Origin of the sequence: Methylobacterium amylolyticum (assembly GCF_030700245.1) — a bacterium.
GTDB lineage: Bacteria > Pseudomonadota > Alphaproteobacteria > Rhizobiales > Beijerinckiaceae > Methylobacterium.
The window spans coordinates 76,144-98,159 of sequence record NZ_JAUYZI010000012.1; the positions used below are offsets into that span (position 1 = coordinate 76,144).

General features: G+C 74.0%; 16 protein-coding genes. 9 read left to right on the forward strand and 7 right to left on the reverse strand.

All coding sequences use genetic code 11. The features are described 5' to 3' along the window. Positions 1–5: 5 nt before the first annotated feature. Positions 6–434: a hypothetical protein gene (locus Q8W71_RS11060; RefSeq protein WP_305525414.1), complete on the reverse strand. Its 429-nt coding sequence runs from the start codon at positions 432–434 to the stop codon at positions 6–8. Between the two features lie 254 nt (positions 435–688). Here Q8W71_RS11060 and Q8W71_RS11065 point away from each other — a divergent pair, with 254 nt between their 5' ends. From Q8W71_RS11065 to Q8W71_RS11080, 4 genes are all read left to right on the forward strand, one after another. Further along, positions 689–1,150: an AMP-dependent synthetase gene (locus Q8W71_RS11065; RefSeq protein WP_305525415.1), complete on the forward strand. Its 462-nt coding sequence runs from the start codon at positions 689–691 to the stop codon at positions 1,148–1,150. Between the two features lie 79 nt (positions 1,151–1,229). Beyond that, positions 1,230–2,036, forward strand: a complete 807-nt coding sequence (locus Q8W71_RS11070) for an enoyl-CoA hydratase (protein WP_305525416.1) — start codon at positions 1,230–1,232, stop codon at positions 2,034–2,036. Positions 2,037–2,165: 129 nt separating this feature from the next. Continuing rightward, positions 2,166–2,462, forward strand: a complete 297-nt coding sequence (locus Q8W71_RS11075; protein WP_305525417.1) for a hypothetical protein — start codon at positions 2,166–2,168, stop codon at positions 2,460–2,462. A 96-nt stretch (positions 2,463–2,558) separates the two neighbouring features. Next, a complete protein-coding gene (locus Q8W71_RS11080) occupies positions 2,559–3,995 on the forward strand; it encodes a phospholipase D-like domain-containing protein (protein ID WP_305525418.1) in 1,437 nt (478 codons plus the stop codon). Here Q8W71_RS11080 and Q8W71_RS11085 read toward each other — a convergent pair. After that, the gene (locus tag Q8W71_RS11085; protein WP_305525419.1) at positions 3,886–4,719 is read right to left on the reverse strand and encodes an endonuclease/exonuclease/phosphatase family protein; all 834 of its coding nucleotides are present in this window, start codon (positions 4,717–4,719) and stop codon (positions 3,886–3,888) included. The two genes, Q8W71_RS11080 and Q8W71_RS11085, sit on opposite strands and share 110 nt — an antisense overlap. A gap of 21 nt (positions 4,720–4,740) precedes the next feature. After that, positions 4,741–5,214: a MarR family winged helix-turn-helix transcriptional regulator gene (locus tag Q8W71_RS11090; protein WP_305525420.1), complete on the reverse strand. Its 474-nt coding sequence runs from the start codon at positions 5,212–5,214 to the stop codon at positions 4,741–4,743. A gap of 162 nt (positions 5,215–5,376) precedes the next feature. Here Q8W71_RS11090 and Q8W71_RS11095 point away from each other — a divergent pair, with 162 nt between their 5' ends. From Q8W71_RS11095 to Q8W71_RS11105, 3 genes are all read left to right on the forward strand, one after another. Then, a complete protein-coding gene (locus Q8W71_RS11095) occupies positions 5,377–7,152 on the forward strand; it encodes a chloride channel protein (RefSeq protein WP_305525421.1) in 1,776 nt (591 codons plus the stop codon). 178 nt (positions 7,153–7,330) lie between these two features. Further along, complete coding sequence (locus tag Q8W71_RS11100; RefSeq protein ID WP_305525422.1) at positions 7,331–8,581, forward strand: metallophosphoesterase family protein; 1,251 nt, start codon at positions 7,331–7,333, stop codon at positions 8,579–8,581. 2 nt (positions 8,582–8,583) lie between these two features. After that, positions 8,584–12,057, forward strand: coding sequence for a YhaN family protein (locus Q8W71_RS11105; RefSeq protein ID WP_305525423.1), 3,474 nt, complete (start codon positions 8,584–8,586; stop codon positions 12,055–12,057). A 156-nt stretch (positions 12,058–12,213) separates the two neighbouring features. Here Q8W71_RS11105 and Q8W71_RS11110 read toward each other — a convergent pair whose 3' ends face one another. Beyond that, the gene (locus tag Q8W71_RS11110; RefSeq protein WP_305525424.1) at positions 12,214–14,346 is read right to left on the reverse strand and encodes a molybdopterin-containing oxidoreductase family protein; all 2,133 of its coding nucleotides are present in this window, start codon (positions 14,344–14,346) and stop codon (positions 12,214–12,216) included. Positions 14,347–14,765: 419 nt separating this feature from the next. Next, complete coding sequence (locus Q8W71_RS11115) at positions 14,766–16,277, reverse strand: carboxypeptidase M32 (protein WP_305525425.1); 1,512 nt, start codon at positions 16,275–16,277, stop codon at positions 14,766–14,768. 282 nt (positions 16,278–16,559) lie between these two features. On the opposite strand from Q8W71_RS11115, the gene Q8W71_RS11120 reads away from it, so the two are divergent. Beyond that, positions 16,560–19,505 (forward strand): FAD-binding and (Fe-S)-binding domain-containing protein, encoded by a 2,946-nt coding sequence (locus Q8W71_RS11120; RefSeq protein ID WP_305525426.1) that lies wholly within the window; start codon positions 16,560–16,562, stop codon positions 19,503–19,505. Between the two features lie 58 nt (positions 19,506–19,563). Continuing rightward, a complete protein-coding gene (locus tag Q8W71_RS11125; protein ID WP_305525427.1) occupies positions 19,564–20,241 on the forward strand; it encodes a GntR family transcriptional regulator in 678 nt (225 codons plus the stop codon). Here Q8W71_RS11125 and Q8W71_RS11130 read toward each other — a convergent pair. Both Q8W71_RS11130 and Q8W71_RS11135 read right to left on the reverse strand, forming a co-directional pair. Beyond that, entirely contained in the window at positions 20,220–21,167 is a 948-nt protein-coding gene (locus tag Q8W71_RS11130; protein ID WP_305525428.1) for a class I SAM-dependent methyltransferase, read from the reverse strand. The genes Q8W71_RS11125 and Q8W71_RS11130 overlap by 22 nt on opposite strands. Before the next feature lie 116 nt (positions 21,168–21,283). Then, positions 21,284–21,931, reverse strand: coding sequence for a GntR family transcriptional regulator (locus Q8W71_RS11135; RefSeq protein ID WP_305525429.1), 648 nt, complete (start codon positions 21,929–21,931; stop codon positions 21,284–21,286). Between the last annotated feature and the right edge of the window lie 85 nt (positions 21,932–22,016).

The following is a 22,016-nucleotide window of genomic DNA, read 5'->3' on the forward strand; positions in this document are numbered from 1 at the left end:
GCGGGCTACTGCGCCGGCTTGGCCGGCTCCGCAGGCTTGGTGGCCCCGGGCGCGGCGCCCTCCGCCGCCGGCTGCTCGGCCCCGGCCGGCAGCAGCACGTTGCGGGCGATGTTGCCCTCCGGCCCGTACTCGCCGGCCACCGCGAGGCAGGCCTGCTCCCGGTTCATCTGCATCTGGTTCGACATCAGCGTGAACATCATCTGCACGCGGCTGCCGAACGGGCCGCCCGGCTGAACGTCCGCCACCCGGGTTCCCTGCTTGGCGAGCAGCGCCTCGAACGGGGCGGCGCCGATCCGGTAGCCGCAGACGTTGACGGCGGCGAAGATGTAGGCCGAGAATTCGAGCGCCCGGGGCGACGGGGCGTTGCGGATCTCGGCGCAGGCCGGTCCCGCCGCCAGGGCCGCGGCGAGGGCGATGGGAGTGAACGGGCGCATCCAGACCTCACGAGGATCGGGCCGCCTCTCGCGGGCGGGTTCCGGGACGCGGGATACGCCGCGCTCCGGCCCCGCGCCAGGGTGCGCCCCGCCGCAGGGCGGCGCGGATCCGGGCAAGGCGAGGGATCGCGTTGAGGGTCCGTTCGCCATGTGCCCGCTTGCCGGCCGCCGCGACCGCCACGGGATCGAAGTGTTAACCCGTCGGCCTCACGCCGGAGTCCGATCGCTCGAACGATCAGCCCGGTTCGTCCCACATGCTCACCCACGCGCCCCACGCTGCCGAAACCCCGATCGTCGGGCTCGCCGCCCCGCTCCGGCCGGCCGCCGCGCCGCGCGCCCTGCCCCGGACGATCCCGGCGGCGTTCGACCCCCGCGCCTGCGCGGCCTGGGCCGCCGTCGAGGGCTTGGCGCCGGGCGACGCCGTCGCCCTGATGATGCGCGAGCCGGCCGAGGCCGCTTCCCTCGGCCTCGGTCTCGCCAGGGCCGGGGTGCGCGCCACGTCCCTCGATCCCGGGCTGCGCGGCGCGGCGCTGGCCAGCGCCTTGACCGCCACCGGCGCGGGTCTCGCCGTGGTCGATTCGGCCCTCGCCGAGGCCTATGCGGGGGTCATGGGCCGGCTCGACGCCTATCCGGCGGTCTGGTGGAACGGGCCGGGCGCCGATTTCTGCCGGCTCGACCGGGCGCTCGCCGAGTACGCCGTCCCTGCGGCGCGCTGAGCGCGGGCTGCACCGCCGGACCCGCCATGCTAGGCTGCCCTCGAAGCCGGCCCCGGGACCGGCCCCCGGGAGGCCCGTCATGTCCGCAGCCCTGTCGATGCCGAGCGTGGCCGACGCGCCTTTCCTGCTGCGGGAGGATGCGGACGGCGTCGCGATCCTGACCCTGAACCGTCCGGGGGCCCGCAACGCCCTGTCGATGGCCTTGATGGGCGCGCTCCAGGACGCGCTCGACGCCATCCGGGACGAGCCCGAAGTGCGGGTCGTGGTCCTCCAGGGCGCCGGCCCCGCCTTCTGCGCCGGCCACGACCTCAAGGAGATGCGCGCGACACCCGGCCGCGAGGCCGCCGAGACGGTGTTTCGCACCTGCGCCCGGCTGATGCTGAGCCTCGCGCGCCTGCCGCAACCGGTGATCGCCCAGGTGCACGGCATCGCCACCGCCGCGGGCTGCCAGCTCGTGGCCACCTGCGACCTCGCCGTCTGCGCCGCGGACGCCCGGTTCGCCACCCCCGGCGTGCAGATCGGGCTGTTCTGCTCGACGCCGATGGTCGCCCTGTCGCGGGCGGTCCCGCGCAAGGCCGCGATGGAGATGCTGCTGGTCGGGGAGCCGATCGACGCCGCCGAGGCGCTGCGGATCGGCCTCGTCAACCGCGTCGTGCCCCGCGACGAGCTGAGCGGCGCGGTGCGGTCGCTGGCCGGCCGGATCGCCGAGAAGCCGCGCCGGGTGGTGGCGATCGGCAAGGAGGCGTTCGGGCGCCAGCTCGAATTGAGTCTCGACGAGGCCTACGCCTACGCCGCCGAGGTTATGACCCGGAACATGCTGATGGCCGACGCGCGGGAGGGCATCGACGCCTTCCTCGGCAAGCGCGAACCGCGCTGGGAGCCCTGAAGGCCTCAGGCCGAGGGGAGAACCCTCGGAGCCTGCCGGCGCGGCGTATCGCGCCCTGTGAGGCCGAGGCGCACCGCGGTAGACTGCTATGGTCGGGCCCGCCTCGCCCGCACCGCCTCGGAACGGCCGATGAGCACATCCGATCTGCTCGGTCTGACCTGCGCCTTCCTCGGCGCGATGCCGCCGCCGCGCCCGCCGCGGCCGGGCCGCGACGGCCCGACCTGGATCGCCGCGCTGGTGATCGGCGCCGTCTGCCTCGCGACGGTGGGACCAATGATCACCATCTGGAGCTTCCACCGCCCGCACGAGGCGATCAAGGCGCGCTGCCTCGCGCAAGGCGGACGGATCGTCTACGGCGCGCTCGACGGCAGCAATCCCACCTGCGTGCCCGCCGCGACGAGCGCGGCCCACCGCACGCACGGATAGACCGCGCGCACGCAGAGGCGGAACGCGGGACCGGTTACAGCGCTTCCGGCTGGGCTATATCCGCCCGGAACCCCGCGAACGGACCCGATCAGCACCGTGGACAACGCACTCTACCGATGGGTCCAGTCCACCGCGCTGCTGCGGGCGGATGTCGAGGCTCTGCTCGGCCTCGTCCTGGCCGTCGCGGTGACGCTGCACGCGCTGCTGCGCAAGCGCCGGGTCAGCGTCGCGGTCGGCTGGATCGGGCTGGCGTGGCTGTCGCCGCTGTTCGGCAGCCTCCTCTACGTCACCTTCGGGATCAACCGCGTGTACCGGCGCGCCCGCCGGATGCGCGGCCGCCCGTCCGAGGCGCCGGAGCCGGCCGATACCGACGACGCGGTCGTGCCGGAGGCGCTGTGGCCCCTCGACCGGGCCGTCCGGCGCATCGCCGGCGTGCCGGCGATGGCGGGCAACGCGGTGCGGATGTTCCGCAACGGCGATGCGGCCTACCCGGAGATGCTCGCCGCGATCCGCGGCGCGCGCCGGAGCGTCGTCCTGTCGAGCTACATCTACCGCGACGACGCCACCGGCCGGGAATTCAGCGCCGCCCTCGCCGAGGCGCGCGGGCGCGGCGTGCAGGTGCGGGTGATCATCGACGGGATCGGGGGCGGCTACTTCCGCACCCCGACCTACCGCCGCCTGCGGAAGGCCGGGGTTCCGGCCGCCCTGTTCATGCATTCGGCCCTGCCCTGGCGGATGCCGTTCCTCAACCTGCGCTCCCACAAGAAGCTCTTGATCCTCGACGGGACGGTCGCCTTCACCGGCGGCCTCAACATCGCGCAGGCGAACCGCGTCGCGACCCGGCCCGAGCACCCGATTCGCGACACGCATTTCCGGCTCGAAGGGCCGGTGGTCGAGCAGCTCGCCGCCGCGTTCTCGGCCGATTGGGCGTTCGTCGCCGGCGAGAACCTCGACGGGCCGCCGTTCTTCGTCGCCTGCGAGCCGGCCGGCGACAGCGTCGCCCGCGTCGTCACCTCCGGGCCGGACGCGGACGTGGAGAAGATCGAGCAGGTGGTGATGCAGGCGCTCGCCTGCGCGCAGCGCTCCGCGCGCCTCGTGACCCCCTACTTCCTGCCGGACGAGTTGGTGACCGGCGCGCTCGCCCAGGCGGCCACCCGCGGCATCACCGTCGACGTCATCATCCCGCGGGTCAGCGACCACCATTTCATCGACTGGGCGACCCGGGCCCATCTCGAACCCCTGCTCCAGGCCGGCGTCCGGATCTGGCTCGACGAGCCGCCCTTCGACCATTCCAAGGCGCTGGTCGTCGACGACGTGTGGTGCTTCGTCGGCAGCGCGAACTGGGACATGCGCAGCTTCCGCCTCAACTTCGAGCTGAACGTCGAGATCATCGACGCGGGTCTCGCGGCCGAGCTCGACCGCTTCATGCGCGGGAAGATGGAGCGTCGGCTGACGGCGGCGGATCTCGCCGCGCGCCCCCTGCCCACCCGTCTGCGCGACGCAGCCGTGCGACTGCTGCTGCCATATCTCTGAGCCTGCGCGGCTTCGGCTCGTCCGGGGCGGGGCCGAGGTGCACCACGATCGGCCGGTGGTCGGAGGCGCCCCGCGGCAGCACCGCCGATTCGTGGCAGATCAACCCACGGGCGAGGCAGCGGTCGAGCCGCAGGGGCAGCACCTCGACCATCGCGTGGGTCGGCCGCCGCGGGCCGACGTCGCGGAAGCCCGGCACCAGGGCCGGCCCGACGATGTTGTAGTCGCCGAGGATCGCGGCCCTCGGCGGCAGGCCGGCCACGATCCGGCGGAGCTGGCGGCGGTTCAGCATCTGCCCGTGCGAGAGATGCACGTTGGCTACCCCGAACGTCCCGAGGTCGAGCACTTGGCAGACCCGGTGGACGAGGGCGCCGGAGGGCAGGCGCACGGTCCGGGGATGGGCCGGGAACGGCGTCGGGCTCCACATGGCGAGGCCGTGGATGCGCCCCGGCAGCGGCGCCCAGGCGTAGTGGCCGCCGATCCGCTCCTTCAGGAAGCCGATGGCGCGGGTCGCCTCCTGCATCAGCAGCAGGTCGGGCTTCTCCTGCTCCACCAGGGCCGCCACGTCGTCGACCGCCGCGCCGACCCGGCGCAGCAGGTTCCAGCTCACGATCTTGAACGTCGATTGCTCCCGGTCGGCCTGCCGGATCGGCAGCGGCGACACCGCGGCGCGGCTGGCAGGGTCCGCGCTCGGCCCCCCCGTCGCCGGGTCGAACTGACTCTCCATCCAGACCGCCTCCCCAGACCGTCACGCTTCAACGCGCGCGCGGCCGCCGCGTTCGATGCCCCCGCGCGGCGCGCCCGGCAGGCTCTCGCGCAGCACCGCCCGCAGGGCCGGTTCCAGGCCGCGCAGCTCCGCGAGGTGCGCGGCGGTGAGCCCGCGCAGCAGCGCCTCCGCCCGCGGCGTGAGCGCCAGTTCCACGCGCCGCCTGTCCTCGGTGCCCCGCGCCTTGGTGAGCAGGCCGCCCTCGACCATGCGGCTGACCAACTCGGCGGCCGTGTGCGGCGCGATCAGGAGCTGCTCGGCGAGGAAGCCCACCGTCGGTGCGCCCTCCCCCCGGTGGCCGGCGAGCGCCAGCAGCGCCTGATGCTGCTGGGGCGGCAGCCCCTCCCGCGCCGCGGCCGCCTCGCTGAAGGCCAGGAAACGCCGCAGCCGGTAGCGGAAGGCGGCCAGCGCCGCGTACTGGTCGGATGAGAGATCGTCGCCCGCGCCCTGCGCCATCGCTTGCCTCCGGCCCCCACCGTAATGTATCGCATCACGACATATATCACACGGTGATCGGGAGAGGTTATGCACGCGGGGACGCATGCGGGCACGGGGTCGGACGAGGGAGGACGCGAACCGGGCAGCGCGATGCCGACAGGGGGGCCCCGCCCGGCCGCGATGGGCCCGGGCAGACGCAGGCTCGCCGACTACACCGCCGACCGGCGGGTTCTCCGGCTGGCGGCGATGGCGCTCGTGACCGGGACGGTGGCCACCGGCGCGGCCTGGGTGCTGCTCGGCCTGATCGCGCTCGTGACCAACCTCGCGTGGTTCGGCCGGATCGACGCCACCCCCGTGTCGCTGGCCGATGCGGCGCGCACGCCGTGGATGGTGGCGGTCCCGGTGATCGGGTCCGTGATCGTCGGCCTGATGGCGCGGTTCGGCTCGGAGAAGATCCGCGGCCACGGCATCCCGGAGGCGATGGAGGCGATCCTGATCGGCGGCAGCCGCATGTCGCCGAAGGTGGCGGTGCTGAAACCGGTCTCCTCGGCGATCTCGATCGGCACCGGCGGCCCGTTCGGCGCGGAGGGTCCGATCATCGTCACCGGCGGCGCCCTGGGCTCCCTGTTCGCCCAGTTCTTCCATCTCAGCGCGGCCGAGCGGAAGACGCTGCTGGTGGCGGGCGCAGCCGCGGGCATGACCGCGATCTTCGGGACCCCCGTCGCCGCCGTGCTGCTGGCGCTGGAGGTGCTGCTGTTCGAGTGGCGGCCGCGCAGTCTGATCCCGGTGGCGGTCGCCGCCGTCACCGCCGCGTGCTGGCGCCCGCTGGTCTTCGGGGGCGGCCCCCTGTTCCCCTTCGCCGCCAACCCGGCGATCACCGGCGGGACCATCGCCGCCGCGGCGGGCGTCGGCCTGCTGTGCGGCCTGCTGTCCGGCGCGCTGACCTGGGCGCTCTACGCCCTAGAGGACGGGTTCGCGCGGCTGCCGATCCACTGGATGTGGTGGCCGGCGCTCGGCGGCCTCGTCGTCGGCCTCGGCGGCCTGATCGAGCCGCGGGCGCTCGGCGTCGGCTACGACGTGATCGCCGACCTGCTCACCGGACACCTCGTGGTGACGGCGGTGCTGCTGATCCTCGCGGTGAAGGCGGCGATCTGGCTGGTGGCCCTGTCCTCCGGCACCTCGGGCGGCGTGCTCGCCCCGCTCCTGATCATCGGCGGCGCCGCCGGCTGGGTCCTGGGCCACGCGCTGCCGGGCGATCCGGGCTTCTGGGCCCTCGTCGGCATGGCCGCGATGCTCGGCGGCACGCTGCCGGCGCCGCTGACCGGGGCGCTGTTCGCCGTCGAGGTGACCGGCGACTTCGCCGCCCTGGTCCCGGTCCTGGCGGCGACGGTGGCCGCCTACGCGGTGACGGTGCTGCTCCTCAAGCGCTCGATCCTCACGGAGAAGATCGCCCGGCGCGGGCAGCACGTGACCCGGGAATACGGCATCGACCCCTACGACCTCACCCGGGTCGGCGCGGTGATGACCCGCGAGGTCGCGGTGCTGTCCAGCGCGCTGCCGGCGGGGGAAGCCGCCGCCGCGGTGGAGGTCGGGGCCCACCACGCCTACCCGGTGGTCGACGACGCCCGCCGCCCCCTCGGCTTCGTGACCCGCAACGACGTGCTGCGCTGGAAGGTGGAGGACGCGGACCCGGACGAGCCGCTGAGCGAGCGCGTCTCCGACGCCTCACTGCCGATCGCCCACCCGGAGGACGTGGTCTCCCACGCCCTCGACGTGATGCTCGCCACCGGCCTCGGGCGGCTGGCCGTCACCGATCCGGCGACCGGCACCCTGATCGGGCTGCTCACCCGCCGCGACCTGCTGAAGGTGCGCGCGACGACCGTGCGGGCGGAGGCCGAGCGGCGCGCCTACTTCGCGCGCCGCCGCGCCGGTCGGGGAACGGCGGGAGCGGGGTGAGGGTCCCGCGCGAAGCCGTGGATGCGTCCGCCGGGCGCTTGAGGAGACGCGCGCGGCCGGCCTAAGAACGCCGGCCGTTCCCCGCCGGTCGCGGGGCACCGGGAGCCGTTCCCGATCGCGTTGCGATCGTGCCCGGCTCCAGGCCTTTGTCGTGACGCGCTCTCTCGCACCGAGCCGGATGTCGAACCCGCAGCAGAGCTTCAGCTTCGTCCACGCCGCGGACCTGCATCTGGGCAGCCCACTGACGGGGCTCGGCAGCCGCGATCCGGAGCTGGCCCGGCGGCTCGCCGCGGCCGGCCGGCAGGCGTTCGAGGATCTGGTGAGCCTCGCGGTCGAGCGCGCCGTCGCCTTCGTCGTGGTCGCCGGCGACATCTACGACGGCGACTGGACCGACAACACGATCGGCCTGTTCTTCGCCCGCCAGGTCGCCCGCCTCGACCGGGCCGGGATCCCCACGATCATGGTGCGCGGCAACCACGACGCCGAGAGCGTCATCACCCGCTCGATCACCCTGCCGCCCTCGGTGCACGTCTTCCCCGCCGCGCGGGCGTCCACGCACCGGCTGGAGGCGTGCCGCGTCGCCCTGCACGGGCGCAGCTTCGGATCCCGGGCGGTGGAGGAGAACCTGTCGCTCAGCTACCCGGCCGCCGTGCCGGGCTGGTTCAACCTCGGCGTCCTGCACACCTCCTGCACGGGCCACGCGGCGCACGAGACCTACGCCCCCTGCTCGGTCGCCGACCTGCGGGCGCGGGGCTACGCGTACTGGGCGCTCGGCCACGTCCACGACTACGCCGAACTGTCCCGGGACCCGTGGATCGTCTTCCCCGGCAACCTCCAGGGCCGCAGCGTCCGCGAATGCGGGCCCCGGGGCGCGGTGCTCGTCACGGTCGCGGACGGGCGGGTGGCCGAGGTGCACCGCCTCGTCCTCGACCGCGCCCGGTTCCACCGGCTCGACGTCGACTGCGCCGAGGTCGGGGACGAGCGCGCCGCGCTCGACGCGGTCGAGGCGGCGTTGCGGCCGCTGGCCGAGACCGCTTCGGGCCGTCTCGTGCTGGTCCGCGTGCACCTCACCGGCACGAGCCCGGCCCACGACCGGCTCTGCGCCGACCGCGAAGGTCTGTCCGCCGAGATCCAGGCGGCCGCCCACCGGGTCCACGAGGACATCTGGCTGGAGCGGCTGAAGATCGAGACCCGGCGCCCGCCGGCCGCGATCCCGGCGACCGCCGCGGCGATCGACCCGGCCGCGCTGCTCGCCGACATCGACCGCGATCCCGAGTTCGCCGCCCGCGCCCGCGCGGCGCTCGCCGAGATCGGCCAGAAGATGCCGGCGCTGCCGGGCGAGGAGATCGACCTCGGGGCCGAGTTCGACACCCTGTGCGCCGAGGCCGAGGCGCTGATCCTCGGCCGCCTCTCCGGCCGGCGCTGCTGACGATGCGCCTCCTCAGCCTCGCCCTGGAGCGCTACGGCGCCTTCACCGACCGCGCGGTGCGCTTCCGCGAGGACGCGCGGCTGCACGTGGTGCTCGGCGCCAACGAGGCCGGCAAGAGCACGGCGCTCGCCGCGGTCACCGACCTGCTGTTCGGCATCGAGGAGCGCACCCGCTACGCCTTCCACCACGAGATGCCGCAGCTCCGCCTCGGCGCCGAGATCGCCGCCGCCGACGGGCGCCGCCTCGCCTTCCGCCGCCGCAAGGGCCGCGGGCGCACGCTGATCGACGCCGCCGAGACGGCGCTGCCCGACGACGCGCTCGCCCCGTTCCTCGGCGGCATCTCCCGCACCGTGTTCTGCCGCGCCTTCGGCCTCGACGCGGCGGCTCTCCGGGCGGGGGGCCGCGAGATGGTCGACGTCGAGGGCGAGGTCGGCGCCAGCCTGTTCGCGGCGGGCTCGGGCCTGCGCGGGCTGACCGACCTCCAAGAGGATCTCGACCGCGAGGCGGACGGCATCTACGCGCCGCGCCGGGCCGGGCACCGGGTGTTCTATCAGGCGCTCGACCGCTACGACGGGGCCCGCAAGGCGATCCGCGAGACCGGCCTGCGCGCCGGGGACTGGCGGGCGCTCAACGACGAGATCGCGGAGGCCGCGGGCCAACTCGACGCGGTCGGCGCCGAGCGGGTCCGGCTCGCCACGGAGCGGGCCCGCCTGGAGCGGCTGAAGCGGGCGGCGCCGCTGCTCGCCGGGATCGACGCCCTGGAGGCGCGGCTGGCGGAGGAGGCCGGGCTGGTCGAGGCCGACGCGGCCTGGATCGAGCGGCTCGGGGCGGCGCTGGAGGGCTGCCGCACCGCCGGGGCCGAGGCCGCGCGCGCGGACGCCGCCCGCACCCGGTCGCGGGCCGAGGCCGAGGCGGTACCCGTCGATGCCGCCCTGACCGCGCGGGCGGAGGAGATCCTGGAGGCGTTCCGCGGCATCGACCGCTTCGACAAGGACGGGATCGACCTGCCGCGGGTGGGCGCCGAGGCCGACCGGCTCGCCGCGGACCTCGACCGGCTGCGCGCGCGCGTCGGCGTCCCCGATTTCGCCGCCCTGTCGTCGGCCCAGCCCTCGGATGCGGCCCGTGCCCGGATCGAGCGCCTGCTCCGTGAAGCGCGTTCCCTCGACGCGGCCGAGGCGCAGCTCGCCCGCGACCGCGACGCGGCGCGCGCCGAGCACGACCGGCTTGCCGCCGCGGTCGAGGCGGCGGGCGCCGTCGTCGACCCGGCCCCCTTGCGCGAGATGCTCCGGCCCTTCGCGCGCCTGCGCGAGGTGATCGCCCGGCACGCCGACCTCGACGGGGCGATCCGGCACGAGACCCTGGTCCTGCGCAACGCCGCCGGGCGGCTGTCGCCGACGGTCGCCGACACGGCCGCGCTCGCCCGCGCCCCCCTGCCCTCGGCGGAGGCCATCGGCCGGTTCCGCGCCCTCCTCGACGCCGCGGAGCGCGAGCGCGACCGGCTGGCCGACCGGTGCGAGGCCGCGACCGCCCGCGTGGCCGAGATCGCCGCGCGCCTGCGCGAGCGGGAAGCCGGACGGCCGGTGGCGACGCGCGAGCGCCTCGACGCCCTGCGCGCCGCCCGCGAGGACGCCTTCGCCCCCCTGCGCGACGCCCTCGCCGCCGGAACCGGCGCGAGCGCCGCCGCCGTCGCCGCGTTCGAGCGCGCCGCTCTCTCCGCCGACGCGCTGGCCGACGAGCGCGCCGCCGACGCCGCCCGGGTCGCCGAGCAGGCCGCCGATGCCGGCCGCCTCGCGGCGGCCCGGGCCGAGGCCGAGGCCGCCGGGACCGCGCTCGCCGAGGCGGCGGGTCGGCTCGCCGAGGGCGAGGCGGCGTGGCGCGAGGCCTGGGCGGCGGCGGGGATCGCGCCGCATCCGCCGGCCGAGATGGCGACGTGGCTCTCCGAGGCCGAGAGCCTGATCGAGACCGAGCAGGAGATCGCCCGCCGCCGGATCGAGGGGGATCGCCTCGGCGCAGAGATCACCGCGGCCCGCGCGCCGCTCGCCGGGATCTGCGCCCGGGCCGGGCTCGACGACCTCGCCGGCCTCGATGTCGGCGCTGTGCTGGCGCGGGCCGAGGAGCGGGTGGCGCTGCTCGGCAGCCGCCGCGAGGCCGGGCTGGAGAGCGCCGGCCTGCTGCGCGCCGCCGCCGCCGCCTCGCAGCGCCTGGACGCGGCCCTGGCCGAGACGGGCGCGCGCCGCGCCGCGTGGCGGGACGCCTGGGCGGGCGCCGTCGCGGCCCTCGGCCTCGACGGCGGAGCCGCCCCCGAGGAGGCCGAGGGGGCGCTGGCGGCGTGGCACGACGTGCCGGGCGCGCTCGCCCAGCACGCCGACCTGCACCGCCGCGTCGCCGGCATCGGCCGCGACCGGGAGGCGTACCGCGCCGCGGTCGCCGCCCTCGTCGGCGCGCTGGCCCCCGATCTCGCCGAGATGCCGCCGAGCGCCGGGATTCGCACCCTGCACGGCCGCCTCGTCGCCGCGCAGGCCCGGACGGTCCGCCGCGCCGAGCTGGACCGGCGGCGCGAGGAGGCGGAGCGCGCGGCTGCGGCGGCGGTGCGGGAGCGGGACGCGGCGGGCGAGACCCTGCGCCGGAGCCTCGCCGACGCGGCCCCCGAGCTGGCCGGAGCGCCGCTGGAGACCGTCGCGGCCCTGCACGGCCGCCTCGGCGCCCGCGCCCGGCTGCGCGACGACCTCGCCCGCCTGCGCGGCGGCCTCGCCGGTGCCGCCGACGGCCTGCCGGAGGCCGATCTGCGCGCCGGCCTCGCCGACCTGCCCCCCGAGGCGATCGAGGCGGAACTGGCGCGGCTCGCCACCGAGGCCGAGGCGGTGGAGGAGCGCGGCCGGTTCATCTTCGCCGACCGCGACCGCAACGAGCGCCGCCGCGCCGCGCTCGAAGGCGGCACAGGCGCCGAGCTGGCGCTCGCCGAGCGCAAGGGGGCCGAAGCGGACCTGGCGTCCGCAGCGCGCTCATGGGCGGTGCTGCGGCTGGCCGGGCTGATGCTCGGCCACGCGGTCGCCCGCCACCGGGCCGGCCAGCAGGACCCGCTGGTCGCCCGGGCCGGCGCGCTGTTCCGGGCGCTCACCGGCGGCGGCTTCGAGGGGCTGGCGCAGAGCTACGACGACGACACGCCGCGGCTCGCCGGGCGGCGCGCGGGCGGCGGCCTCGTCGGCATCGAGGGCCTGAGCGAGGGCACCCGCGACCAGCTCTACCTCGCCCTGCGGCTAGCCTACCTGGAGGACTACGCCGCCCGGGCCGAGCCCGCGCCGTTCATCGGCGACGACCTGTTCTCCACCTTCGACGACGCCCGCACCGGCCACGGGCTCGCGGCGCTCGCCGAGATCGGCGGCGCGGTGCAGCCGATCCTGTTCACGCATCACCGCCACGTCGCGGAGATCGCGCGGGATCGCCTGGGCGACGCGGTCGACGTGCTGGAACTGTAGCGGCGTGGCAAGTCGAGGATCCGCCCGCGCCGTCATTGCGAGCGGAGCGAAGCGATCCAGCAGCGCGACGTCCGGAGAACGCGCGCTGTCCTGGGTCGCGTCGCTTCGCTCGCGATGACGCTCCGGGCGGCGGCGCCGTACCGCCGCCCAGGCGCGCTACTGCGCCAACCCGACCTGCACGAGGTTGTCGCTGTAGGTCGGCGAGTGCCCCATGCCGCCGTAGGTCGCGGAGCTGATGACGTTGACCGCCCCATCGCGGTTCAGCGCGTGCCAGTAGCCGAGCGAGGCCACCACCATGCCCGGCGGCACGTCGTCGGTGACCTTGGCCTGGCCGTGGAAGGTGCCGCGGTCGTTGAACACCTGCACCAGCGCGCCCTCGGTGATCTCCCGCGGCCCCGCATCCTGCGGGTTGATCAGGATCGCCTGCCCGCCCTGGGCGCGGATCTTGTGCGCCTCGTTGGCGTATTGCGAGTTCAGGAAGCCGTGGCTCTTCGGGGAGACGATGTTGAGCGGGTAGCGCTCGGCCTGGGCCGGGTTGGTCTCGGGCCGCTCGTTGGCCGGCACGTAGCCGGGCAGCGGGTCGAGCGGTTCGCCGCCCTGCTTGGCCTCGTACATCTGCCGGAACGGCGGGGCCACGAAGTTGCCGGTCGTCAGCGCCGTTTCCGAGTAGAACTCGCACTTGCCCGACGGCGTCGGGAAGTTGCCCTCCGCGTGGGGCGTGCGCGTCGCCGGATCGCCGAGGTTCAGCCGGTACCAGCCGTGCTCGCGGAAATGGTCCATGGTGATGCCGCCGAGCTTGGGGCTGTCCCAGTCGAGATACCACTCCATCAACTCGGTCTCGCTCATGGCGAATTGCGGCTCGGTGAAGCCGAAGCGCTGGGCGAGCCGCCGAAACAGCTCGGCGTTCGACACCGCCTCCCCCGGCGGCTCGATCGCCTTCTGGTTCAGCGTGAAGAAGAAGTGCCCCCACGAGAACATCATGTCGTCGTGCTCGGCCGCCATGGTCGCCGGCAGCAGGATGTCGGCGTAGCGGGCGGTGTCGGTGACGAAGTGCTCGCTCACCACCGTGAACAGGTCCTCGCGGGCGAGGCCGCGCTTGATCTTGGCCGTCTCGGTCGAGTTCGAGACCGGGTTGGCGTTGTAGACCATCAGCGCGTGGATGCCGGGGTCGATCCCGGCCTCGCCGGTGAGGATCTCGCCGAGCTTGAGCACGTTCAGCGCCCGCGTCCCCTCGGGGATCAGGTCCGGGCGGCAGACCCGGTCCCAGTGCACCGGGAACTCCCACAGCGGCATCTGGTAGACGCCGCCGCCCGGGTCCTTCCACGAGCCGGTGAGCGCGGGCAGCGAGAAGATCGCCCGCAGCGCCTGCGCGCCGCCGGCGCTGCGCTCCACGGCGATGCCGGGGCGCAGAGCCGCGTTGCGGGTTGTGGCGTACTCGCGCGCCAACCGCCGGATATCGTCGGCGGGGATGCCGCAGATGTCGGCCGCGTATTCCGGGGTGAAGGGCGCGGCCCGTTCCTTGAGCTGGTCGAAGCCGACGGTGTGGGCGGCGATGTAGGCGTCGTCGGTCAGCCCCTCCGCGATGATGACCTGGATCAGCGCCATGGCGAGCGCGCCGTCGGTGCCGGGCTTCGGCATCAAGTGCCAGTCGGCCTCTTTGGCGGTGCGCGAGCGGTAGGGGTCGATCACCACCACCTTGGCGCCGTCGCGCTGGGCCGCCTTCACGATGTGCCAGTGGTGGATGTTGGTCGAGACCGAGTTGCAGCCCCAGATCACGATGTACTTCGATTGCGCGAAGCTGAGCGGATCGGTGCCGTTGGTCGGACCCACCGTCAGCAGCCACGCCGTGCACGAGCCCGAGCCGCAGAAGGTCTTCTCCGCGACCGTCGCGCCGAGCCGGTTGAAGAAGGCGTCGCCGACGGTGAGGCCCTGCACCGTGCCCTCGTTGCCGAGGTAGTTGTAGGGCAGGATCGCCTCGGCCCCGTGGGTGTCGACGATCGCGTTCCAGCGCCGGTGGATCTCGTCGAGAGCGTCGGTCCAGGTGATCCGCTCGAACTGGCCGCTGCCCTTCGGGCCGCTGCGCCGCATCGGGTAGAGGATGCGGTCGGGATTGTAGTGGTGCTTGTCGAAGTCCTTGAGCTTGCCGCAGAGCGCCCCCCGGGTCATCGGGTGATCGGGATTGCCGCGCACCTCGGTCAGCCGCCCCGCCTCGACGGTGTAGAGCATCGAGCATGTGTCAGGGCAGTCGTGCGGGCAGGCGCCGAGCGTGGTTGTCACTTCTTGCAGCATATCCCTCTCCTCGTTGTTCTATTTCTTGTTTCTTATTCTTTTTCTAAATTCGAAGGCGTACGCGGGTACGCCGCATGGCGCCTCGGCGGGCGATTACGGCTTCAGGTTCCGGGGCGGCGGGGCGTGGAAAAGGCGAGCGGAAGCGTGCGCGGGCCGGAGACCGCGGACGCGCCGGGACGCCGTACGCATCCGAGCATCCACGACATCAAGGGCCGGGTCGTCGAGGCGGCGCCCCGGCGGAGCGGCCCGCTGCTGCGCGTCGTCGAGGCGGCAGGATAAGCCATCCGGGCGATCGATACCCCGCAGAACCACGCGGCTCAGCATGCACGATCCGAACTATCCTGCAAGCAGCGCTTCCGCGCAGGCCCACCGTACAACTGGGGGTGACCGGACCTCCTCCCGCCACCCCCAGCGGTCGGTCACCGGTTCGGCGAAGACCACGACCGGCCGAGGTAGCGCGCCTCCAGATGCGCCCGGAACGCCCCGGTGCCGAGTGGAGCGCCGGTCGCGCGTTCGAGCAGCGCGTCGGTGCCGACGAGGCTCCCCTGCGCATGGACGTTGGCGCGCAGCCAGTCGCGCAACGGGGCGAAGTCGCCCGCGGCAAGGCGGTCCGGCAGCGCCGGTTCGGCGGCGCGGGCGGCCCGGAAGAGCTGCGCGGCGGCCAGCGCCCCGAGGGTGTAGGTCGGGAAGTAGCCCCAGGCGCCGCTCGGCCAGTGGATGTCCTGCAGGCAGCCGTGACGGTCGTCGGGCACGGCGAGGCCGAGCAGGTCGCGCATCCCGTCGTCGAAGGCGCCGGGCAGGTCGGCCACCGCGAGGTCTCCGGCGATCAGCGCGGTCTCCAGCCGGTAGCGAAGCAGGATATGCGCCGGGTAGGTCGCCTCGTCGGCATCGACCCGGATGAAGCCCGGCGCGACGCGGGTGTGCAGGCGATGGAGGTTGTCCGGCTCCCAGGCCGGCCCGCTCCGGCCGAACGCCTCGCGCAAGCGCGGGGCGAGGAACCGGAAGAAGTCCGGGCTGCGGCAGGCCTGCATCTCGACGATCAGCGACTGGCTCTCGTGCAGGCTCATGCCCCGGGCCGCCCCCACCGGCTGGTGGCGCCAAGCGGCCGGGCGACCCTGCTCGTAGAGGGCGTGGCCGGTCTCGTGCAGCACGCCCATCAGGGCGCGGGAGAAGTCGGCGGCGTCGTAGCGGGTGGTGATGCGCACGTCGTCGGTCGCGCCCCCGCAGAACGGGTGCAGGCTGACGTCGAGCCGCCCGCGGGTGAAGTCGAACCCGAGCGCCCGCATCAGCGCGAGCCCGAGGTCGCGCTGCGCCTCCACCGGGAACGAACCGTCGAGCGGCAGCGGCGCGGGCTCGGCCGCCTGACGGGCGCGGGCCTCGGCGATCAGCCCCGGCAGCCAGTCCGCGAGGTCGGCGAAGAGCGGATCGATGATCGCCCGGCGCATGCCGGGATCGTAGCCGTCCAGCAGCGCGTCGTAAGGGTCGAGGCCGAGCGCCGCGCCCTTGATCCGCCCGGTCTCACGCTGGAGTTCCAGCACCTCCGCGAGGTGGGGCGCGAGCCGGGCGAAGTCGCTGTCCCGGCGCGCCTCGCGCCAGACCATCTCGGCGCGCGACACCGCGCGGGACCGCGCCTCGACGAGGTCGCGCGGCACGGCCAGGGCGTGCCGGTGGGCGCGGCGCATCTCGCGCAGGTTGGCGGCGGGCCAGATCTCCGTCGGCGGCTCCGCCTCGGCGGCGTCGAGGGCGTCCGCCGCCTCCGGGGCGGTGAGGAGGTCGTGGGCGAGCCCACGCAGGATCGCGAGCTGGTCGCCGCGCGCCTCCGCCGCACCGTCCGGCATCAGCGTCTGCGCGTCCCAGCCGAGGATGCCCGCCGCGCCCTCCAGCGCGGAGAGGCGGGCGAAGCGCTGTTCGAGGCTGCCGTAGGGTGTCATCCGGTCTCCGGGTCGTAGCCGGCCCCGGCGGGGCCGCGCGCATCGGGGCAGGATCGGCCGAGCGGTCGCGCGGTGGCAAGACGGGGGCTGCGCGGATGCGGCATCGCGCCCGCGGCCCGTTCCCCCTGCGGCGACCGCCGCCTTGAATCTTGAATACAGATGGGGAAGTCTGCGCCCGGCGGGCGCCGGTCCGGCGACGGAAGGCCTCGGATCCGGACGCTGAGCCGCATCCGGGCGGAGCGCTATGGGGCGTCCGCGGACGCGGCGCCGGGAGGGACGCGGGTGACGGCAGGAACGGCGCAGGCGACGCCGCGCGCGGCGGCGCGGCTGGAGGCGGGCCTCGCCCGCCGACTCGCCGAGCGGATCCAGGGCGAGGTGCGCTTCGACGCCTTCACGCGCGGGCGCTACAGCACCGACGCCTCGATCTACCAGATCACTCCGGCGGGCGTGGTGCTGCCGCGCTCGGCCGAGGACATCGCCGCGACGCTGCGGATCGCCGCCGATCACGGGGCCCCGGTGATCCTGCGCGGCGGCGGCACCTCGCAGAACGGCCAGCCGATCGGAACCGGGCTGGTGGTCGACTGCTCGCGCCACTTCAACCGGGTGCTCGCCTACGACCCGGAGGCCGGCACGGTGACGGTCGAGCCCGGGATGGTGCTGGAGCGCCTGAACGCCCGGGTGAAGGCCGACGGCTGGTTCTTCCCCGTCGAGCCCTCGACGGCGACCCGGTGCACGATCGGCGGCATGGCCGGCAACAATTCCTGCGGCGCCCGCTCCCTGCGCTACGGCAAGATGAGCGACAACGTGCTGGCCATCGACGCGCTGCTGCACGACGGCGAGCCGTTCGGCCTGTCGCTCACCGGCAACGACGCCTCCGGCGTCAGCGGCTCCGAGCGCGCGGCCGACATCGCCCGGCGGATGCTGGCGCTGGCCGACCGGCACCGGGACGAGATCGCCGCGCGGTTTCCGAAGGTCCAGCGCCGGGTCGGCGGCTACGGGCTCGACGCCCTGGTCGAGGCGCGGCCGAACCTCGCCCACCTCCTCGTCGGCTCGGAAGGGACGCTCGCGGCCACGACGGCGGTGACGCTGAAGCTGTCGCGCCTGCCCGCGCACCGGGTGATGGGCGTGTGCCACTTCCCTGCGTTCCGCGCCGCGATGGAGACGACGCAGCACATCGTCGCCCTCGATCCCGTGGCGGTGGAACTCGTCGACAACAACGTGCTGGTGCTCGGCGCCGACATCCCCCTGTTCCGCACGACGCTCGCCGACATCACCCGGGGCCGGCCGAACTGCCTGCTGCTCGCCGAGTTCGCGGGCGACGACCTGCCCGCCCTCAAGCGCGACCTGAAGCGGCTCGACGCCTGCATGGCCGACCACGGCTTCCCCGGGTCAGTGGTCGAGGTGGTCGAGCCGGCCCGGCAGAAGTCGGTCTGGGAGGTGCGCGAGGCCTGCCTCAACATCATGATGTCGATGAAGGGCGACGCGAAGCCGGTCTCGTTCATCGAGGACTGCGCGGTGCCGCTGGAGCATCTGGCCGACTACACCGACGCCGTCACCGACGTGTTCACGCGGCACGGCACCCGCGGCACGTGGTACGCCCACGCCTCGGTCGGCTGCCTGCACGTGCGCCCGATCCTCGACATGAAGCTCGGCGGCGATGTCGCGAGGATGCGCGCCATCGCCGAGGAGACGAGCGAGCTGGTCCGCCGCTACAAGGGCTCGTACTCGGGCGAGCACGGCGACGGCATCTCGCGCTCGGAGTTCGTCGAGCCGCTGTTCGGGGGCACGCTCGCCCGCGCCTTCGAGGCGGTGAAGGACGCCTTCGACCCTGACAACCGGCTGAATCCGGGCAAGATCGTCCGCCCGCTGCGCATGGACGACCGCAGCCTGTTCCGGTTCAAGCCCGACTACGCGGTGACGGCGCCCGCGAGCACCGCCCTCGACTGGGCGGACTGGGGCGGCTTCGGCCCGGCGGTCGAGATGTGCAACAACAACGGCACCTGCCGGAAGCTCGCGGGCGGGGCGATGTGCCCGTCCTACCGGGCGACGCGCGAGGAGCAGCACCTCACGCGCGGGCGCGCCAATTCCCTGCGGCTCGCCATCTCCGGGCAGCTCGGTGCGGAGGCGTTTACGTCCCCCGAGATGAAGCGGACGATGGACCTGTGCGTGTCGTGCAAGGCCTGCCGGCGCGAGTGCCCGACCGGCGTCGACATGGCGCGGATGAAGATCGAGTTCCTGCACCACTATCACGCCCGGCACGGCCTGCCGCTGCGCGACCGGCTGGTCGGGCTGATGCCGCGCTACGCGGGCGTGGCCGCCAAGCTCGCGCCGCTCCTCAACCTGCGGGACCGGCACCCGGCGCTGGCGGCGTTCTCCGAGCGCCTGACCGGCTTCTCCGCCCGCCGCACGCTGCCGCGCTGGCGCCGGCCGTGGCGGGAGATCGGCGAACCCGCCCATCCCGCCGACGTCACCGGCGACTTCCGCGACGTGATCCTGTTCGGGGACACGTTCAACCGCGCCTTCGAGCGGGAGAATCTGGAGGCGGCCGAGCGGGTGCTGCTGGCCGGCGGCTACCGGCTGCACCGGGTCTTCCCGGACCGGGGCCGGCGGCCGCTCTGCTGCGGCCGCACGTGGCTCGCCTCCGGCCAGACCGACCGGGCGCGGGCGGAGGCGCGGCGCACGCTCGACGCACTGCTGCCGTTCGCGCGGGCCGGCGCCCGGATCGTCGGCCTCGAACCGTCCTGCCTGCTGACCTTCCGCGACGAGTTCCTGGCGCTGCTGCCGGGCGCGGACGCGGCCCTGCTGGCGCGGCAGGCCGTGCTGTTCGAGGAGCTGCTGGCGGTCGACCTCGCCGCCGGCCGGATCGCCCTGCCGCTGGCCCACCAGGGCGGCCGGGTGGCGCACCTGCACGGCCACTGCCACCAGAAATCCTTCGGCGCGTTCACGCCGGTCGAGACCGTGCTGCGCGCGGTGCCCGGGCTCGACGTGCGCCCGATCGAGTCGAGCTGCTGCGGCATGGCCGGCACCTTCGGCTACGGGGCCGACACGGTGGAGACCTCCTTCGCCATGGCCGAGCTGTCGCTGTTCCCGGCCCTGCGCAAGGCCGGTGCGGACGACCTCGTCGTGGCCGACGGCACGAGTTGCCGGCACCAGATCCACGACGGACTCGGCCTGCGCGCGGAACATGTGGCCCGCGTGCTCGACCGGGCGCTGACGCCTCGACACTGAATTTTTGTGCCCCTAGACTTGGGAGACAGTCTCTGACCGGCGGTCCGTTTTCCAGAATATGAATCAGATCGATACCCGCATCGGCATCAGTCGCCGCTACCTCCACGACGAGGTCGCCGAGCGCATGCGCGAGTTGATCTTCTCGGGGGAGATGGAGCCCAAGTCCCGGATCAACGAGACCGAGCTGACCGAGCGCTTCGGCATCTCGCGCACGCCCCTGCGCGAGGCGATCAAGATCCTGGCCACCGAGGGGCTGCTGGAACTGCTGCCCAACCGCGGGGCGCGGGTGGCGAGCATCTCCGAGCGCGAGATCGAGGAGATGATGGAGGTGATCGCCGGCCTGGAAGCGACCGCGGGCGACCTCGCCTGCCGCTCCATCTCGGACGCGGAGATCGCGGCGATCCAGGCCGACCACGATGCGATGGTGGTGGCGTGGCGGGCGGGCGACGAGGCCGGCTACTTCAGCAACAACCGCCGCATCCACGAGGCGATCATGGCAGCGGCCCGCAACGCCATCCTCGGCGGCCTCTACCAGAGCCTGTCGGGCCGGATCCAGCGCTCGCGCTACCGCGCCCACCAGACGCCGGAGCAGTGGGCCCGGGCGATGTCGGAGCACGAGCAGATGATCGTGCTGCTGCGCGCCCGCGACGGGGCGGCGCTCGCCCACCTGCTGCGCGAGCACATCCGCGGCAAGAAGCCGGTCATCGCGGCGAGCTACGGCGTCGCCCCGGCCTGATCGCCGGGGACGGCGGTCTCGATCCAGAACGAGGCGCCGGGGGCCCCGGCATCGTTCGGGTAGAGGAACGGGATGTCCGGCCTCCGACCTCGGGCCGCGAAGGCGCGCCGCACCCGCGCACCGTAGGCGGCGTGCTTGCAGACGTAGGTCACCGGCAGGCTGACGCGGAAGGGCGGGGCCCCGCACAGCAGCATCGCCGCGAGCAGGTACTGCTCGTTGTAGAGCCGGTGGTTCCAGGCGGCCGGGTAGTCGTCGGGGATGAAGATGTCGTGGATATGCACCATCACCCCCGGCCGGAGCCGCGGCAGCACCTCGAAGAAGAACACCGTCACGTCCGAGTTGGTGAAGGCGCGGTGCGAGCCGTCGAAGAACAGGATGTCGCCGGCCCGAAGCTCGTCGAAGACCTTCAGGTCGCAGGCTTCGAGCGGGCTTCGCACGGTCCAGTCGCAGAGCGCGTCGATCGCCAGCCGCGGCATCGGGTCGATCGAGGTGAGCTGCGTCGGAAGGTGCAGGGCGTCGACCGCGTAGCGCGCGAAGCGCGTGGAGGTGCCGGAGCCGATCTCGAGGTAGCGGGCGGGACGCTTCCAGGCGAGCATGGTCACGAGGGCGGCGGCGTCCAGCGCCGTGAACCACGTGTTGTTCCAGTAGGGCGTCTTCGCGTCGGCGACGCCGGCCTCGTGGGGTACCGCGTGCAGCAGGTCCGCGTGGGCGTCCAGCAAGTCCAGGAAGCGCTCGTAGGCCGCGTGCTCCCGGGCCAGGACGGCGCTCAGCCGCCCGTGCGGCAGGGTACCGGGCTGCCAGCGGGCGCTCGGGACGACCGGATAGTAGTCGTGCACCGTGTGGCTCCAGCGAAACGGCTCGCTGCTCGCCCGGAAGATGTCGACGCCTGCCCGTCGGCCGGCGCTCTGCACCAGATCCTTCAACATGATGTCCTCACCCCAGAGGCGAGCATCATGTCGCTTATACAACTTCCAGTCGAGTTACTTTCGCGGCCTCCGCAATCCCCCGCAACCGGGATGCCTAACTGGTCCTTGCCCGGCGCTCACGCGGCGGTGGCCTCCCGCATCCCGGCGACGAAGTCGGCGAAGCGGTCGCCCTGGATCAGCACGTGGACCCGCAGTTGCTCGGCCGCGCCCGCCTCGTCGCCGGCGAGGATCGCGGCGACGATCGCCTCGTGCTCCGCCAGCGAGTGCGCCAGCCTGTGCCGCGCCCGCAACTGCAAGCGGCGGTATGGCGAGAGGCGGCGATGGAGGGACAGCGCCTGCTCGGCGAGGAAGGCGTTGCGGCAGGCCCGGTAGATGACCGTGTGGAACACGTAGTTCTCGCGGTAGTAGCCCTCCACGTCCTCCGCTGCGGCGGTGCAGGCCGCGAGCGCGGTGCGCAGGTCCGCGGCGTCCTCGCGGGTATGGCGCCGCGCCGCGAGACGCCCGCAGGACGCCTCGATCTCCGCCATCGTCTCGAACATGGCCAGCAGCAGGTGCGGTTCCGGAGCGCTGACGATGGCGCCGCGGCGCGGCTTCGCCTCGACGAGGCCGCTCACCGTGAGTTGCAACAGTGCCTCGCGGATCGGCGTGCGCGACACGCCGAAGCGGGCCGCGAGTTGCATCTCGTCGAGCCGCGATCCCACCGAGAGCGTGCCCGAGACGATCTCGTCCTCGATCGCCTGCCTCAAGCGCTGCGCGTGGCTCATGGCTGCGACCTCCCGGCGGGCCGGTCACGGTTCGCCGAGTCCCGGCGCCGTCCGACGAAATTCCCGCGTTGTTCGCCCATGATTA

Coding starts and splice junctions, on each gene's coding strand:
- Q8W71_RS11060 (WP_305525414.1), bottom strand. CDS start 434: ATGCGCCCGTTCACTCCCATCGCCCTCGCCGCGGCCCTGGCGGCGGGA.
- Q8W71_RS11065 (WP_305525415.1), top strand. CDS start 689: ATGCTCACCCACGCGCCCCACGCTGCCGAAACCCCGATCGTCGGGCTC.
- Q8W71_RS11070 (WP_305525416.1), top strand. CDS start 1,230: ATGTCCGCAGCCCTGTCGATGCCGAGCGTGGCCGACGCGCCTTTCCTG.
- Q8W71_RS11075 (WP_305525417.1), top strand. CDS start 2,166: ATGAGCACATCCGATCTGCTCGGTCTGACCTGCGCCTTCCTCGGCGCG.
- Q8W71_RS11085 (WP_305525419.1), bottom strand. CDS start 4,719: ATGGAGAGTCAGTTCGACCCGGCGACGGGGGGGCCGAGCGCGGACCCT.
- Q8W71_RS11090 (WP_305525420.1), bottom strand. CDS start 5,214: ATGGCGCAGGGCGCGGGCGACGATCTCTCATCCGACCAGTACGCGGCG.
- Q8W71_RS11095 (WP_305525421.1), top strand. CDS start 5,377: ATGGGCCCGGGCAGACGCAGGCTCGCCGACTACACCGCCGACCGGCGG.
- Q8W71_RS11100 (WP_305525422.1), top strand. CDS start 7,331: ATGTCGAACCCGCAGCAGAGCTTCAGCTTCGTCCACGCCGCGGACCTG.
- Q8W71_RS11105 (WP_305525423.1), top strand. CDS start 8,584: ATGCGCCTCCTCAGCCTCGCCCTGGAGCGCTACGGCGCCTTCACCGAC.
- Q8W71_RS11110 (WP_305525424.1), bottom strand. CDS start 14,346: ATGCTGCAAGAAGTGACAACCACGCTCGGCGCCTGCCCGCACGACTGC.
- Q8W71_RS11115 (WP_305525425.1), bottom strand. CDS start 16,277: ATGACACCCTACGGCAGCCTCGAACAGCGCTTCGCCCGCCTCTCCGCG.
- Q8W71_RS11125 (WP_305525427.1), top strand. CDS start 19,564: ATGAATCAGATCGATACCCGCATCGGCATCAGTCGCCGCTACCTCCAC.
- Q8W71_RS11130 (WP_305525428.1), bottom strand. CDS start 21,167: ATGTTGAAGGATCTGGTGCAGAGCGCCGGCCGACGGGCAGGCGTCGAC.
- Q8W71_RS11135 (WP_305525429.1), bottom strand. CDS start 21,931: ATGAGCCACGCGCAGCGCTTGAGGCAGGCGATCGAGGACGAGATCGTC.